General features: G+C 71.7%; 14 protein-coding genes. 2 read left to right on the top strand and 12 right to left on the bottom strand.

The window, feature by feature from the left end; translation table 11 throughout:
* Positions 1-28: 28 nt before the first annotated feature.
* Together ACH01S_RS36715 and ACH01S_RS36710 are read left to right on the top strand one after the other, a co-directional pair.
* Entirely contained in the window at positions 29-790 is a 762-nt protein-coding gene (locus ACH01S_RS36715) for a lysophospholipid acyltransferase family protein (protein WP_067903319.1), read from the top strand.
* 52 nt (positions 791-842) lie between these two features.
* Positions 843-2,012 carry a DUF5925 domain-containing protein gene (locus ACH01S_RS36710; RefSeq protein WP_083981557.1) on the top strand — a complete coding sequence of 390 codons (1,170 nt, stop codon included), beginning with the start codon at positions 843-845 and terminating at the stop codon, positions 2,010-2,012.
* Here ACH01S_RS36710 and ACH01S_RS36705 read toward each other — a convergent pair.
* The 12 genes from ACH01S_RS36705 to ACH01S_RS36650 all read right to left on the bottom strand — a co-directional run bounded on the left by ACH01S_RS36705 (position 2,009) and on the right by ACH01S_RS36650 (position 14,357).
* The gene (locus tag ACH01S_RS36705; RefSeq protein WP_067903316.1) at positions 2,009-3,205 is read right to left on the bottom strand and encodes a trans-sulfuration enzyme family protein; all 1,197 of its coding nucleotides are present in this window, start codon (positions 3,203-3,205) and stop codon (positions 2,009-2,011) included. The genes ACH01S_RS36710 and ACH01S_RS36705 overlap by 4 nt on opposite strands.
* A gap of 381 nt (positions 3,206-3,586) precedes the next feature.
* The gene (locus ACH01S_RS36700; protein ID WP_222869208.1) at positions 3,587-4,408 is read right to left on the bottom strand and encodes a DUF2470 domain-containing protein; all 822 of its coding nucleotides are present in this window, start codon (positions 4,406-4,408) and stop codon (positions 3,587-3,589) included.
* A 98-nt stretch (positions 4,409-4,506) separates the two neighbouring features.
* Positions 4,507-5,004 carry a MarR family winged helix-turn-helix transcriptional regulator gene (locus tag ACH01S_RS36695; protein ID WP_067903310.1) on the bottom strand — a complete coding sequence of 166 codons (498 nt, stop codon included), beginning with the start codon at positions 5,002-5,004 and terminating at the stop codon, positions 4,507-4,509.
* A gap of 93 nt (positions 5,005-5,097) precedes the next feature.
* Positions 5,098-6,114, bottom strand: coding sequence for a hypothetical protein (locus ACH01S_RS36690; protein WP_067903307.1), 1,017 nt, complete (start codon positions 6,112-6,114; stop codon positions 5,098-5,100).
* A 24-nt stretch (positions 6,115-6,138) separates the two neighbouring features.
* Positions 6,139-7,437, bottom strand: a complete 1,299-nt coding sequence (locus ACH01S_RS36685) for an MCE family protein (protein ID WP_067903304.1) — start codon at positions 7,435-7,437, stop codon at positions 6,139-6,141.
* Positions 7,434-8,513 carry an MCE family protein gene (locus ACH01S_RS36680; protein WP_067903301.1) on the bottom strand — a complete coding sequence of 360 codons (1,080 nt, stop codon included), beginning with the start codon at positions 8,511-8,513 and terminating at the stop codon, positions 7,434-7,436. The genes ACH01S_RS36685 and ACH01S_RS36680 overlap by 4 nt, the downstream gene beginning before the upstream one ends.
* Positions 8,513-9,532, bottom strand: coding sequence for an MCE family protein (locus ACH01S_RS36675; RefSeq protein ID WP_067903298.1), 1,020 nt, complete (start codon positions 9,530-9,532; stop codon positions 8,513-8,515). Before ACH01S_RS36675 ends, ACH01S_RS36680 begins: the two co-directional genes overlap by 1 nt.
* The gene (locus ACH01S_RS36670) at positions 9,532-10,554 is read right to left on the bottom strand and encodes an MlaD family protein (protein WP_067903293.1); all 1,023 of its coding nucleotides are present in this window, start codon (positions 10,552-10,554) and stop codon (positions 9,532-9,534) included. The genes ACH01S_RS36675 and ACH01S_RS36670 overlap by 1 nt, the downstream gene beginning before the upstream one ends.
* Positions 10,554-11,633: an MCE family protein gene (locus ACH01S_RS36665; protein WP_246236686.1), complete on the bottom strand. Its 1,080-nt coding sequence runs from the start codon at positions 11,631-11,633 to the stop codon at positions 10,554-10,556. The genes ACH01S_RS36670 and ACH01S_RS36665 overlap by 1 nt, the downstream gene beginning before the upstream one ends.
* On the bottom strand, positions 11,630-12,703 hold the full coding sequence (locus ACH01S_RS36660) for an MlaD family protein (protein WP_067903290.1): 1,074 nt from the start codon (positions 12,701-12,703) through the stop codon (positions 11,630-11,632). Before ACH01S_RS36660 ends, ACH01S_RS36665 begins: the two co-directional genes overlap by 4 nt.
* Positions 12,700-13,554 carry an ABC transporter permease gene (locus ACH01S_RS36655; protein WP_067903287.1) on the bottom strand — a complete coding sequence of 285 codons (855 nt, stop codon included), beginning with the start codon at positions 13,552-13,554 and terminating at the stop codon, positions 12,700-12,702. Before ACH01S_RS36655 ends, ACH01S_RS36660 begins: the two co-directional genes overlap by 4 nt.
* Complete coding sequence (locus ACH01S_RS36650; protein ID WP_067903283.1) at positions 13,554-14,357, bottom strand: MlaE family ABC transporter permease; 804 nt, start codon at positions 14,355-14,357, stop codon at positions 13,554-13,556. The genes ACH01S_RS36655 and ACH01S_RS36650 overlap by 1 nt, the downstream gene beginning before the upstream one ends.
* Positions 14,358-14,409: the final 52 nt, after the last annotated feature.

Genomic DNA, 14,409 nt, shown 5'->3' with positions numbered 1-14,409 from the left:
TCATGAACGGAGCAAGTACGGTGCTCACATGCCCGAAATCGTGTACCCGCCGGTGATCAAGACCGCTCAGGCCGTGTTCAAAGTCCTGAACATCAAGATCCGGTTGGAGGGGGCCGACCGTATCCCCCGCACCGGCGGCGCGGTGCTCGTCAGCAACCACGTCAGCTATCTCGACTTCATCTTCGCGGGCCTCACCGCGCACCCGGCCAAGCGGCTGGTGCGGTTCATGGCCAAGAAGGAGATCTTCGACAACCGGATCGGCGGGCCGCTGATGCGGGGGATGAAGCACATCCCCGTCGACCGCGACGCGGGCGCCTCGTCCTACGCGGCGTCGCTGCGGGCGCTGAAGTCGGGCGAGATCGTCGGGGTGTTCGCGGAGGCGACGATCAGCCGCTCGTTCACGGTGAAGGAGATCAAGAGCGGCGCGGTGCGGATGGCGGTGGCGGGCAAGGTGCCGCTGATCCCGGTCGCGGTCTGGGGCCCGCAGCGGCTCTGGACGAAGGGCCACAAGCGCCGCCTGCTGCAGCGCGGCGTGCCGGTGACGATCCTCGTCGGCGAGCCCATGCACCCGAAGCGCGGCGACGACTACGACCAGGTCACCCTCGACCTGCACGCCGCGATGTCGGAGCTGCTGGAGAAGGCGCAGCGGGAGTACCCGGACGTCCCGAAACCGGGCGAGACCTGGTGGCAGCCCGCCTACCTCGGCGGCACGGCCCCGACGCCGGAGGAGGCGGAGAAGCTCGACCTGGAGGAGGCCGAGGCCCGCCGCGCCGCCCGCGACGAGGGCTGACCGCCGCTAAATCGGTGGACGCTGTCCACCGCCGACCTCGATCATTCTTGGCATGACCACGTCGCAGGAGAGGTCGCGCGAAGTCCTTCATCTCGTCGAGCCCAGGGAGAACGTCACGGACCCGGGTGCCGAGTCGACGCTGCCCGTGGTCTTCAACCTGAGCGACAACAACTCGCCCGCCGACGTCATGGACGTCCTGTCGCTGCGCCCGTTCGCGTCCGGGGAGCAGCCGTGGTCGCGGTCGACGCGGCTGGAGAACGTCCGGGCGGACGCGCCGCTGCGTCCCGGCGACGCGCGGCTCGTGCGGGTCGCGCACGAGAAGGGCAAGGAGTCGGTGCTCGCCGAGGGCGACGGCTGGACGCTGCTGACGAACCGGTGGAAGAGCGGCGTCGCGTACGTCGCCGTGTCCGCGGTGAGCGACGAGCTGGCGCAGGAGGTCTTCGACGCGTCCGTCAAGGACGCGACCGAGCCGCCGAAGGTGGACGAGTCCAGCGTCGAGATGGGCTTCTGGCACATGGGGACGCACGGGCCCGTCCGCAACGAGCGCGCGATCACCGCCGACTCGTGGGCGGACATCCGGCCCAACTACACCGCGCGGGTGGCCGAGGCGCTCGACGAGGTCATGGCGCTCACCCGCGAGGACGTGTCCGGACGGCTGCTGCTCCTGCACGGCCCGCCCGGCACCGGCAAGACGACGGCGCTGCGCGCCCTCGCCCGCGCCTGGAAGGACTGGTGCCAGTCCGACTGCGTCCTCGACCCGGAGGCGCTGTTCGGCACGCCCAGCTACCTGATGGAGGTCGCGGTCGGCGACGGCGACGACGAGGACGAGAACCGGCGCTGGCGGCTGCTCGTCCTGGAGGACTGCGACGAGCTGATCCGCGGCGAGGCGAAGCAGTCGACGGGCCAGGGCCTGTCGCGGCTGCTGAACCTCACCGACGGGATGCTCGGGCAGGGCCGGGACGTCCTCGTCGCGATCACCACCAACGAGGATCTCGCGATGCTGCACCCGGCGGTCGTCCGGCCGGGCCGCTGCCTCGCGCAGATCGAGGTGGGACGGCTCACCCGGGCCGAGTCCGTGGCCTGGCTGGACGGCACGGACGCCGACCCCGCCGAGGTGTCCGCGGACGGCGCGACGCTCGCCGAGCTGGCGGCGCTCCGCAAGGGCGAGCGGCGCCCGGAGAACCGGGACGCGCCCGCCACCGCGACCGGCTTCTACCTCTAGCCGGTCCCGCCCCGGCCGACCTTGGCGAGGGCCTGCTCGACGTCGGCCCAGAGGTCGTCGGGGTGCTCGAGGCCGACCGACAGCCGCACGGTTCCCTCGCCGATCCCGGCGGCGGCGAGGGACGCGGCGTCCATCTGCCGGTGGGACGTGCTCGCCGGGTGCATCACGAGCGACGCCACGTCGCCGAGCGACGGGCCGAGCGAGATGAGCCGGACGGCGTCGGAGAACGCGCGTCCGGCCGCCCGCCCGCCGGTCAGCTCGAAGGCGAGGACGCCGCCGCGGCCGTCCGGCAGCAGCCGCCGCGCCGCGTCGTGCTGCGGGTGGTCGGCGAGCCCCGGGTAGTGGACGCGCGCGACGGCCGGGTGCGTCGCGAGGCGGCGCGCCAGGTCGAGCGCGGACTCGCTCTGCCTCGCCACGCGCAGCGGCAGCGTCGCGAGCCCCCGGACGGTCAGCCACGCCGCGAACGGGTCGGCGACGGACCCGAGTTCGACGGCGTGGTGCCACACGCGGTGGTGGACGTCGGAGTCGGCGAAAACGGCGGCGCCGCCGATGACGTCGCCGTGCCCGCTCAGGTACTTCGTCGTTGAGTGGATGACGATGTCGACGCCGTGCTCTATCGGCCTGCACAGGAGGGGGGCGAAGGTGTTGTCGACGACGGTCAGCACGTCCGTCCCCTGGACGGCGGCGGTGAACGCGGGCAGGTCCGTCACGTGCGTGGTGGGGTTCGCGACCGTCTCCAGGTAGAGGAGGCGGGTCTCGGGACGGAGCGCGTCGCGCACCTCGTCCGGGTCGTCGCCCGGCACGAACGTGACATCGACGCCCCACCGCTCGGCGAGGTCCTGGAGCAGCGCGAACGTCCCTCCGTAGAGGGCCGTCTGCGCGATGACGTGGTCGCCGCCGCGCAGCAGCCCCATCAGGACGGCGTTGACGGCCCCCATGCCCGACCCGGTGGCGAGCGCGCCCCGCCCGCCCTCCAGTTCGGCGAGGGCGTGTTCGAGGGAGCGGACGGTCGGGTTGCTCATCCGCGCGTACATGTACGCCTCGTCCGGGCCGTGGAAGGCGGCGGCGAGGTCGTCGGCGGCGTCGAACGCGAAAAGGTGGCCCTGGTAGATCGGCACGCCGAGCGGACGGCTCCCCGCGGGCTGGAGCACCGGCGGGTGGACGGCTCGGGTCTGCGGATGGTGTCCGGTCATGTCCCCAGCCTGCGTCCCGGCTCCGACGCCGGAAACGGCCAATCACGAGCAGTGGCCCGGGCCGCGCCCCCGTCGTTCTCGCGGCGCCGGACCACCCGCTCGTCCCGCTGGGGTCCCCCGACCCCCATCGGAGCCCCCACCGGGGCCGAAGGCCCGGCCGGGGGCGCACCGGCGCCCCCGCCGCCCGGTACGGTTCCCGTCGCCGGCTCACCCACCCCGCGAGGGCGAGCCGGCGATCGGGTCGTTCCGGTCGGGGGACGGTCGATGTCCCTCGGCCGGTGAGAAGAGCATCCCGCTCCGGACCCCCCGCGCACCATCCGGGAGATCACCGCCATGTCGGGCGCGCCGGTGCGGGCCGGGTACGTACGTGGTACGGGTTCGCTACGGGGTGGCCCGCGCGAACAGGCGTCGGTAGACGCGCCGCAGGCCGTGGAGATCACTGACCGGCTCGGGGAACGGCACCCGGAGGTCGAACGGCGGCGGCCCGCTCGGCGGCGGTGCGGAGCGGCGCAGCCACAGCCCGTGCCGGTCGAGGCCGAGCGGCCGGACGGGCCCGGACGGCGCCGCGTCCGGCAGGAGCCGCGTCAGCTCGTCGCGGTGGCACTTGTCGAGATGGGTGAGGATGCCGGCTTCGACGGCGACGAACGGGTCGGGGGCGGCGTCCGCGTACTCCTCCGGTCCGAGGGCGGCGGCGCCCCAGGCGTCCTCGATCTCGACCCGCTCGACGTCGAGGGCGAGGATCGTCCACTCCCGCTCGCCCCCGCGCGGGGCGTCCCGGACGGCGGCGAGGTCGAGCAGTTCGGGACGCGGGTGCGCGTGCGCGAGGCGGAGCACGGCGGGACGCAGCTCGGCGTCCGGGACCTCGGTCAGGCGGCCGCGCAGCCACGCCCGGCCGCGGATCCGGTCGGCGAGCGCGACCGGCGCGACGTCGCAGACCCGCAGCACGGCGGGCGGGCCGGGCGTCCCGGCGGGCGCGGCGGCGAGCGCGGCGCGGACCGGCGACGCCGACCGGAACAGCAGCAGCGGCCGCCCGCCCCGGTCGGTGGTGTGCGCGGGGACGGGCGCCTGGGGGACGCCGGGCACGGTGAGGGCGCCGTCCGCCATCCCGTAGGCGAGGGTGCGGGCGCGCTCCGCCGCCGTCGGCCCCCGCCCGGTCGCCCGCCCGGTCCCCGCTCCGGTCCGCGTGGTCTCCGCTCCCGCCACCGTGCCTCCTCCGGTCATGGAGTTAGGGTTACCTAACTTAGGCATACCTAACCATCAAACAGGCAGGTCGAACAAGCCCCGGGGCGGGGCGGGAGCGGTCAGTGCAGCGCGCCGAGCTCCGCGCGGGCCGTCGCGCGGAGGGTGCGCAGGGCGTCCACCAGGACGCGGCGCTGCTCGTCCGGAAGCGGCCCGGCGAAGTGCTCCCGCAGCGTCTCGGCGTGGACGCGCAGCGCCTCGTCCAGCTTCGCGCGCCCGGCGGCGGTCAGCTCCACGAGCTGGCGGCGGCGGTCGCCCGCCGCCTGCGTCCGGCGGACGAACCCGGCGTCCTCCATCCGGTCGACGATCCGGGTCATGCCGCCGCTGGTCAGGATCAGGTCGGCGGCGAGGTCGCCCATCGTCAGCGGCCCCTCCCCCGGCCGGGACAGCTTCAGCAGCACCTCGAACACGGCGTGCCGGATGCCGCAGCGGCGCTCCAGCTCGCGGCCCGCGATCCGCTCCAGCGCCGACGCCGCGCTGAGCAGCGCGCCGAACTCGTGCACCAGCGGGTCGGGGACGACCGCGCCCCGCCCTTCCTGCCGCTCCGTCACGGTCGACATGATGCCCCGCCTTCGTCGTGCGTTCCGGTCGTCCGCATAACGCGCGACCACCCCGTGCGGCTTCCGCCCGGGGTGGTCGCGTCCGGTTCGCCGTCAGTCCTTAGGCTTGCCGCTCTTCTCCGCCTTCGGCGACGGCGACGTCCCGGCCCCGCCCGGAACCGAGGGCAGCCCGCCCTGCTGCCGGTTCCTGTTCTGGTCGTTGACGCCGGACGGGTACTGCTGGGTGATCTTCCACTGGCCGTCGATCTTGCCCAGCGAGAGCCGCAGCAGCGTCGCGGGCTCGTCGACCGTGCTGCTCTTGTTCTTCAACGTGAGGTCCAGCATGAGCACCGCCGTGGCGAACCGGCCGTCGACGCCGCCCACGAACACCTGGTCGGTCTTCGTGGTGAGGAGCATCTGCGGATTGGCCTGGAACGCGCTGGCCACGGAGGGCACCACGTTCTTCTTGTACTCCTCCAGCAGGTCGCCCGCGAGGAACTTCTGCACCTTCGCCGACTGCGCCTGGTAGTTACCGGCGTTGTAGTTGTAGACGATGTCCCCGTAGGCGGACACGACCTTGCTCACCGCCTCGCGCTCGTCCTGCTTGGACGACTGGGAACTCGCGCTGCGCCACTGCCAGAGCGCGAGGCTCGCCAGCAGCGCGACCAGGACGACCACCACGACCGCCTGGGGCGCGCCCATCCCGAACACCGTCTGCCCCGCGGCGCGCGGCCCGGCCGGTGGCTCCTCGTCCTCCGCCTCCACGGCCTCGACGGGCGGGCGGGGCTTCGGCGGCTTCGCCTTCGCGACCGGCTTCGGCTTCGGTTTCGGCTTCGGCTTGGCGGGACGGGGCGCGACCTCCTCCTCCGCCTCCTCGGCCTCGTCCTCGGCGTCGAGCGCCTCCAGGACGTCGTCCAGGTCCTCGTCGTCGATGACCTCGATGACCCGGACCCGGCGCTTCCGCTTGGCCGCCGGACGCGCCTTCCGCACGACGGCCGCCGCCTCCTCGGCCGACGCCTCCGCCGCCTCGGTCGCCGCGTCCGCCTCGACCGCGTCCGCCTCGGCCGCGTCCGCCTCGACCGGGACCGCCTCGTCCTGGACGGCCTCGTCCTTGGTGGTCTTGGCTGTCACTTCGGGTACTCCTCGCGGTTGGGGTCAGTCCTTGCGCCGACGCAGGCGGGCAAGGCGGGACACCACGGGCACCGAGCCCATCATGACCCTGATCAGCACCAGCAGGGCGATGACCGGGGGGACGTACACCAGCCACGCCGGCGGTCCGCCGGAAGAGTCGCCGCCGTTGTTCGCGGCCTTCCTGGCCTGCAGGTTCTTCTGGTCGAGCGACGGATCGTGAGTGGGGATCGTCTTACCCGGATCCTTCGCCCTGTAGGGCTTCTGCTTGGTCACGGCGGGCGTCCGCCCGCCGGGGCAGGTCGGCACCTGGTTCACCCGCGGCTGCGCCAGCGGGTACTTGTACTCGACGGTCGCGAGCTTCTTCAGCGTGACCTGAAAGACGACGTTCAGGACGGGCTTGCCCTGGTCGACCCCGATCACGTTGTCCAGGACGACCTTCAGCTGAGGCGCGTACCTGAGGGTGTCGCTCAGGTCGTTCAGGTAGCCGGGGTTGTAGCGGGAGACGCCCCACGTGCCGAGCGCGTCCACGGCGCAGCCGAAGTCGGGCCCGGTCCTGTCCAGCAGGTCGTTGACGGTGTCGAGCAGCCCGGGCCCGCGGTCGCGCAGCTCGGCGATCTGGCCGCGCACCTGGCTGAGCGCCTGGATCAGCGCGGCGAGGTTGTCGACGCCCGCGCCGAGCGACCCGCGGTTCTGGTTCAGGACCCGGGTGACGCGGCCGAGGTCCTTGGTGAGGCCGTCGAGCAGCTCGGTGTTCTCCGCGAACGTCTTGGTGAGGTCGTCGCCGCCGTTGATGATCTGGCGGAGCGAGTCCTCGCGTCCGGACCAGCCCTCGGCCAGCTCGTGCGTGAGCACCTTCGCGTCGTCGGGGTTGACGGCCTTGAGCGTGTCGATGACCGCGCCGAACAGGTCGCCGTACTTGGGCGGGACCTTGGTCTGCGACATCGGGATCACCGTGCCGGGCCGCATCGGCGGCGCCCCGGCCCTGCCGGGGCCCGGGGTCAGCTCGACCACCGGCTCGCCGACCGCCGACTTGCGGGCCGCCGCCGCCCGCACGCCCTGCGGGATCTTGACGCCCCGGTCGATGTCCAGCCGGACGACGACCCGGTCCTTCGCCAGCCGCACCGAGTCGATCTTGCCGACCCGCAGGCCGAGGTAGTCGACCTCGAAGTTCGGGTGCAGGCCCGGCGACGACTCGAACTCCACCGTGATGTGGTACGGCCGGTCGATGAAGTCGAACCGGATGACGTTGCTGAACGCCCACACCGCCATCAGCACGGCGAGCCCGGCGAAGACCGCCAGGTTCATCGTCAGCCGCCGGCTCATCCCCGTCCTCCCAGGATCTCGTCGAGGTCGGGCAGGGCGCCTTCGAGCTCCTTCGGCAGCTTCGGCGTCCCGTCCCCCCGCGCGCCCGGCGCCTTCTTCGCCTTCGGCGGGGCGCTGAGGCCGGGGAAGATCGGCGTGCCGTCCGGCCAGACGATCCGGACGATCGGGTACAGCAGGAGCTGGCCGTCGTAGCTGGCCTTCGGCAGCTTGTCGCTGAACTCGACCAGGCCGTCGACCAGGGCGGTGAGCCGCTTGCGGTCGCTGCCGAGCTGCCGCAGGACGGGATCGACGTCGTTCAGCAGGGCGCGGAACCGGCGGATGCGCCCCTCCAGCACCTTGTCGTTCAGCTCGCGCGCCATCTTCGTCAGCCGGTCGACCGTTTTGATGATCTTGTACTTGTCGTCGTTCAGCATCCGGGTCGTGCGCTCCAGCCGGCCGGGGGCCTCGTCGAGCGCGTCCGAGCCCTTGGCGAGCGACCGGCCGAGCCGCGCGAACCGGTCGACGGACTCGCCCAGCTCGCGGCGCTGCTCGGCGAACATCCGGAGCAGGTCGCTCGTCTGCGCGATCGTCTTGTTCAGCGTGTGGCCGTTGCCGTCCAGCGCGGTGGCCCCGGCGTTCACGACGGCGGCGACGTCGTTGCCCGCGAGCTTCTGGATCAGCGGCCCGGCCTGCCCGACGACCTGCTCGAACGCGGGCTGGACGCTGGTCTCGGCGATCCGGTCGCCGGAGGCGAGGAACGGTCCCCGGTCCATCCGCGCGCCGGGCGGCATCCGCAGGTCGACGTAGTTCTCCCCGAGCAGGGACGTCACCTTGATCTCGGCGCTGGTGCCCTTCGGGACCCGGACGTCGTCCTCGATCGACAGCGTCACCCGCGCCTTGTAGCCGACCAGCTCGACCTTCGTGACGCTGCCGATCGTGATGTCGGACATCTTCACGCTGTGCCCGGCGACGAGCCCCTGGACGTCGTCGAACGTGGCGGTCAGCCTCAGGCCGCCGCCCGGCGAGCCCGCCGTCTTGTACGAGCAGCCCGCGGCCGCGAGGACCAGCGCCAGGACGATCAGAAGTCGGCGGCCCATCAGTTCGCTCCGTTCTGCCAGGGACAGTTGGAGTTGGGCTCGGGCAGCGGGCAGCCCACGTTGTCGCTGTTCATCAGGCCCTTGAGCCACGTCCGCAGGAACGCGTCGGTGGCGAACCTGATCTGCAGCGACTTGTTCTTCGGGTTGTAGCCGCCGATCAGGGCCTCGCTGATGCCGGGGAGGACGTGCAGCAGTTGCGCGACCTCCTTGGTGTTGCCCTTCAGGACGAGCGCCGTCCGGGTCAGGACGGCGAGGTCGTACGGCAGGTCGCCCTTGTACTTCCTGAGCAGCTTGTCGCCGTTCTTCGCCAGTTCGAGGACGCCGTCGATGAGCCGCTGCAGGTCGCCGCGCTCGCTCGCGAGCACCCGGCTGGCCTCGCCGAAGTCGCGGATCACCGTGCCGAGCACCTGCTCGCGTCCGCGCACCACCCCGGCGAGGCGGCTGAGGTTCCGCGCGACCTCGATCAGCTCCTCGTCCTGCCCGGCGACGTTCTCGACCAGGCGGGCGCTCTGCTCAAGCGTCGCGTTGAACTCCTTGCCGTTGCCGTTCACCGTGTCGGCGGCGGTGCCGAGCGCGGTCCGCATCTTCGTCGGGTCGAGCGCGTTCGCGAGGTTCGTGAACGAGCTGAGCGCGTCGTCCACCTCGACGGGGACGTGGGTGCGCTCGATCGGGATGACGTCCGCCGTCTCCTTCGGCTCGCCCGGGTGCCACGCCGGATGCAGGACGAGGTTCCGCTCCCCGATCAGGTTCAGCGGGACGATCGACGCCTGCACCCCGCGCGGCAGCGGGACGTCCCGCCGCAGGTGGAACGTCACCTTCACCTTGTCGCCCTGGTTCTCGACCTTGTCGACGAGGCCGACGTCCGCGCCCATCACCTTGACCTTCGACTCCGGGTAGAACGACCGGGCCTTCGGGACGTAGACGACCATCGTGCGCCCGTCCCCGCCGGACGGGACGGCCGAGCACCCGCCGAGCGACGCGACCATGGCGAGCCCGAGCGTGGCGGCGATCTTCCTCATCAGCCGCCTCCCTGCTGGCGTCGCGTCGAGATCGGTCCGGGCGGCTGCAGCGGGCCGAGCCCGGTGAGCACGCCCTCGATCCACGGGCCGTTGCCCTTGAGGTTGGCGACCTGCTGGAACGTCGGGCCGAGCAGCGAGAAGTCGGTGTTGAGCGCGTCCATGTTGGGCGCGAGACGGGTGGTCAGCAGGTGCAGGTTGTCGAGCAGCGAGTCGATCTCCTTCTGGTTCCGGGAGATCACGTTCGACAGCGTCCGGACCGTGCTGCTGCCCTGCCCGATCGTCGCCGCCAGCTCGTTCCGCCGCTGGACGAGCGTCCGCAGCAGCACCTGGCTGGCGTCGAGGATCTCGCGTAGCTTCGCGTCCTTCGCGGCGAGCGTGCCGGTGATCGTCCTGCTGTTCTCGATCAGCTTCTGGACCTCGGGGTAGGAGTCGTTCAGCATGCGCGACAGGTCCTGGACGTTGACGAGGACGCGGCGCAGCTTCACCGCGCCCGGCGACTTGATCCGGGTGACCTCGGTGAGCAGCTTGTCGATGCTGCGCTGGTCGAGCGTGCCGACGATGTTCTGCGCCCCCTCCAGCGCGTCCGGGACGGTGAACGGGACGCTGGTGCGCGCCAGCGGGATCCGCCGCCGCGCCTCGGGGACGTCCGCCATGTAGGGCTTCGCGACCGGCCCGGACAACCGCAGGTACCGGCCGCCCATCAGGGTCGTCGTCTGGATCTCCGCGCGGGTCTTCGGGCCGAGGTCGATCCCGGCGTCGACGTGCCAGGTGACGATGATCTTGCCGTGCCGGAAGTCGGGCCGGACCGAGGTGACCCGTCCCGACTTCACGCCCGCGACGCGGACGTCCTGGCCCTTCTTCAGCCCGGCCGCGTCGGTGAACTCGCCGCTCATCGTGTAGCCGCGCTCGAACAGGTGGAGCTGGCCGACCGCGAACGCGAACACGCAGCCCGCCGCGAGCGCGGCCAGGGTGACGATCGCGACGAGCTTCTGGTCGACGTCGCGCAGCGACTTCAGCGCCATCAGCCGCCCACCCCCAGCAGCATCTTCTTCAGCTTCGAGAGGTCGTCGGTGGACGGCGACCCGGCGCCGGGCGACCTCGGCAGCTGCATCGGGAACGGGCACGGGCCCTGCATGATGTTGAGGCAGAGCGCGTTGGTGCGAAGGTAGTGGCCGCCGTTCGCGGACGCGAAGAGCTGCCGCAGCGTCAGCGGCAACTGCCGCACCATCGTCTCCAGATCGTCGACGTTCAGGCGGAACGTCTCGGCGAACTTTCCGAGGTTGTCGATGATGCGGGCGAGCTGCGCGTCGTTGCCGCCGAGCACCTGGTTGAGGTTGGTGGTCACGCCGGAGATCTCCACGACCGCGCTCTCCAGCAGCCGCCGGTTGTTCGCGAAGACCTTCGTCAGCGACGCCAGGTTGTCGACGCTCGCGGCGATCTGCCGGTCGCGGGTGGCGACCGCCGCGCTGACCGTCTCGTAGTCCGCGATCATCCCCTTGATCGTGTTCTTGCGGGCGGCGAAGGTCTGGAGCAGCGCGTCCAGGTTGTCGGTCAGCAGCGAGATGTTCCGCTCGTTGCCGTCGAGCGCCTGGGAGAACGAGAACAGGATCTTGTTGAGCTGGTTCGGGTCGAGGTTGCGGGTCAGCGGGCCGAGGCTGTTCACGATGTCGCCGAGGTCGACGACCGAGCGGGTGCGCGGGACGCGGTCGCCGTCGCCCAGCTTGGTCTGGCTCGTCCCGGGCTCCAGGTAGACGACCCGCTGCCCCATCACGTTGCGCCACCGGATCGCGGCCGTCGAGTCGGACGGGACGCGCACGTCCTTGTCGACCGCCAGCTCGACCACGGCCTTGCCGCGCACCACCTTGATGCCCTTGACCTGGCCGACGGGCGTCCCGGCGACCTTCACCGCGTCGCCCTCCAGCAGGCCGGTGACGTCGTCGAACGTCGCCGTCAGCCGGTAGCGGGGGGCGAAGCTCGTGCCGAGGATCTGCTGCCCGATGTAGAAGGTGAGCAGCCCGGTCACCGCCACGAACGCGAGGAACTTCACGATCGTGGCGTACTCGGGGCCGCGCGCGGCCTTGCCGCGCAGGCGCGGGCTCACGGCCGCCCTCCCGCGCCCGCCCCGGGGAGCGGCGTGTCGAAGGCCGTCCGCGCGGGCTTGACGGGGCAGATGTCGATGAGGATCTGGCAGATGTCCAACGGGAGGTCGTCGCGCGCCTGCGCGATCAGCGTGCCCTCCGGCCCGGGGACGCGGATGATCTGCGCCAGCAGGCCGAAGAACCCGGTGAGGCTGTCCTCCATGACGGGAAGGTTGCGGATCTGGCCGTTCACCACGGCCGCGACCTGCCCGCCCGAGTCGATGATCGCGCCGAGGTTCCGCCCGTGCCGCTGCAGGCTCGTGCCGAGCGTGTCGCCGAGGCGGCTCGACTGGTCGAGGAGTTGCGACACCTTGTCCGGGCGGTCGCTGACCGCCCTCGACAGCCGGTTGAAGTCGCCCGCGAGCCCGGTGATCGTGTCGCCGCGCGAGGCGAACGTGCCCGACAGGCCGTTGATGTCGTCCAGCAGCGCCTGGATCGCGGCCCTGTCCTTGTGGGTCGCGTCGATGACGGTGGCGCCGTTGCCGATCGTCCGGCGCAGCGCGGGGCCCTGGCCGGACAGGCCGGAGCCGAACACGCGCAGGATGGTGCCGACCTCGTCCGGGTCGATGGCCTTGGTGAGCCGGTAGGTCGGCCAGGCCGTGTCGGACAGCTCCTCCGGGTCGTGGGTCTTCACGACCCGTCCGCCGTCCTTCAGGTAGGGGCCGGTCAGCTCGTGCTCGCCGAGTTCGAGCGTGAGGTCCTTCGGGCCGAACACCGAGATCGGCTCGACGGACGCGACCGCCGTGTCGGCGACCCTGATCCCCTTGTCGACCCGGAACCGGACGTTGACGCGCCCGTCGCCGGACAGCGTGATCTTGTCGACGGTGCCGACCGCGATGCCGCGGACCTTCACGTCCGACTTGCCGGGGTCGAGGCCCTGCCCGGCGCGTCCGAAGCTCGCGTCGTAGTAGGTCGAGCCCTCGTGCGACTGCGTCGACCCGAGCGCGACGAACGCCGCGGCCGCCGCGATGACCCCGGCGCCGACCAGGCCGAAGATCGTCCGGGAGCGGGCGGACAGTGTCTCGTCGCTCATCCGGTCAACCTCACCGTGCTGCCGTGGCCCCAGAAGATGTACGACAGGACCAGGTTCATCAGGATCATCAGGATGGTGGACTCCCGGATGGCGCGCCCGGCGGCGACGCCGACGCCCACCGGGCCGCCCGCCGCGTAGTAGCCGCGGTAGCAGTGGATGAACATGATGATGAACGCGAACACCGCCACCTTGATGACGCTGTAGAAGACGTCGATCGGCGGGAGGTAGAGGTGAAAGTAGTAGTCGTAGATGCCGGGCGACAGACCGAAGTACTGGATCGTGATGAACCTGGTGGCCCAGAACGCCATGAACAGCGAGACGAGGTAGAGCGGCACCAGCGCGATGACCCCGGCGGCCACCCGCGTGCACACGAGGTAGGCCAGCGAGTTGATGCCCATGACCTCCAGCGCGTCGATCTCCTCGGAGATCCGCATCGCGCCGATCTCGGCGGTGAACCCGGTGCCGACCTGCGCGACCAGCGCGACGCCCGCGATGATCGGGGTGACCTCGCGGACGTTGGAGTAGGACGACACGAGCCCGGTGAACGCCTCCGCGCCGATGCGCTCCAGCCCGGGGTAGCCCTGGAGGCCGACCATCGCGCCGGTGGCGAGCGACATCGTCGCGATCACGAAGATCATGCCGCCGCCGATGACGAGCGCGCCGACGCCGACCGTGATGTCGCTGACCTGCTTCGCGAGCGTCTTGCCGTACTTGCGGCGCAGGATGATGTCGACGAACAGGTGGTACAGGACGCGGCCGAGGAAGACCGGCAGGTCGGCCGACGGCACGAGCCCGGCGGCGCGGCCCCGCACGGCCCGGCCCAGCCTGCGGACGGGGGTAATGGCGACCATCAGAACCTCGGTGGGAAGAGGACCTGGTAGAGCATGGTGAGGATGTAGTTCGTCGCGAACACCACGATCGAGGTGACCACCACCGCGCGGTTCACCGCGCGGCCCACCCCGACCGGGCCGTAGTCGCAGTTCATGCCCATGTAGCAGGCGACCGCGGCGGCGATGAACCCGAACACCCACGCCTTGAACAGCGTGATCACCAGGTCGGAGAACTGGAGCAGCGTCGTCGCGCCGTCGAAGAACGCGCCGGGGCTGACGCCCTGCTGGATGACGTTGAAGTAGTAGCCGCCCACGACGCCCGCGAGGATCACCACCGAGCAGAGCAGGCCGGACACCGTGCTCGCCGCCCACAGCCTCGGGGTGACCAGGCGGTGGATCGGGTTGATGCCCATGACCTCCATCGCCGCGAGCTCGTCGCGGATGTTGCGCGCGCCCATGTCGGACGTGATCGCCGACCCGCCGACGCCGGACACCAGCAGCGCGGCGGCGAGCGGCGCCACCTGCTGGATCATCGCGGCGGTCAGCAGCGCGCCGGTGCCCGACTGCGCGCCGAGCTGCCGCGCGATGTCGCCGACCTGCAGCGAGATGGTCGCGCCGAGCGGCACCGCGATGAGCATCACCGGGACGCTCGTCACCCGCGCGAGGAACCAGCACTGCTCGACGAACTCGCCCCACCACTGGCGCAGGTCCCAGGTGCGGCGCAGCCCTTCGAGGAGGGTCACGCACAGCAGCCCGGTCTCGTCGAGGGCGCGTCCGAACCGCCTGCGCGCGAGGTCGGGGGCCTTGGCCAGGCTCGCGGCCATCAGCCGGTGTCCGCCGCCGGACGGGGCGGGCCGCCGCGGGGGTGCCCGGCGG

The sequence above is a fragment of the Actinomadura chibensis NBRC 106107 genome, assembly GCF_001552135.1.
In the GTDB taxonomy this organism is placed as follows: domain Bacteria; phylum Actinomycetota; class Actinomycetes; order Streptosporangiales; family Streptosporangiaceae; genus Spirillospora; species Spirillospora chibensis.
Note: the sequence above shows the minus strand (reverse complement) of the source record. Positions and strands in the feature narration are given on the sequence as shown.

What these genes read in the sequence shown, in the direction of transcription:
- ACH01S_RS36660 (WP_067903290.1), bottom strand. Translation starts at nt 12,703, where the DNA reads ATGAGCGACGAGACACTGTCCGCCCGCTCCCGGACGATCTTCGGCCTG.
- ACH01S_RS36655 (WP_067903287.1), bottom strand. Translation starts at nt 13,554, where the DNA reads ATGGTCGCCATTACCCCCGTCCGCAGGCTGGGCCGGGCCGTGCGGGGC.
- ACH01S_RS36675 (WP_067903298.1), bottom strand. Translation starts at nt 9,532, where the DNA reads ATGAGGAAGATCGCCGCCACGCTCGGGCTCGCCATGGTCGCGTCGCTC.
- ACH01S_RS36715 (WP_067903319.1), top strand. Translation starts at nt 29, where the DNA reads ATGCCCGAAATCGTGTACCCGCCGGTGATCAAGACCGCTCAGGCCGTG.
- ACH01S_RS36685 (WP_067903304.1), bottom strand. Translation starts at nt 7,437, where the DNA reads ATGAGCCGGCGGCTGACGATGAACCTGGCGGTCTTCGCCGGGCTCGCC.
- ACH01S_RS36650 (WP_067903283.1), bottom strand. Translation starts at nt 14,357, where the DNA reads ATGGCCGCGAGCCTGGCCAAGGCCCCCGACCTCGCGCGCAGGCGGTTC.
- ACH01S_RS36705 (WP_067903316.1), bottom strand. Translation starts at nt 3,205, where the DNA reads ATGACCGGACACCATCCGCAGACCCGAGCCGTCCACCCGCCGGTGCTC.
- ACH01S_RS36710 (WP_083981557.1), top strand. Translation starts at nt 843, where the DNA reads ATGACCACGTCGCAGGAGAGGTCGCGCGAAGTCCTTCATCTCGTCGAG.
- ACH01S_RS36680 (WP_067903301.1), bottom strand. Translation starts at nt 8,513, where the DNA reads ATGGGCCGCCGACTTCTGATCGTCCTGGCGCTGGTCCTCGCGGCCGCG.
- ACH01S_RS36695 (WP_067903310.1), bottom strand. Translation starts at nt 5,004, where the DNA reads ATGTCGACCGTGACGGAGCGGCAGGAAGGGCGGGGCGCGGTCGTCCCC.
- ACH01S_RS36670 (WP_067903293.1), bottom strand. Translation starts at nt 10,554, where the DNA reads ATGGCGCTGAAGTCGCTGCGCGACGTCGACCAGAAGCTCGTCGCGATC.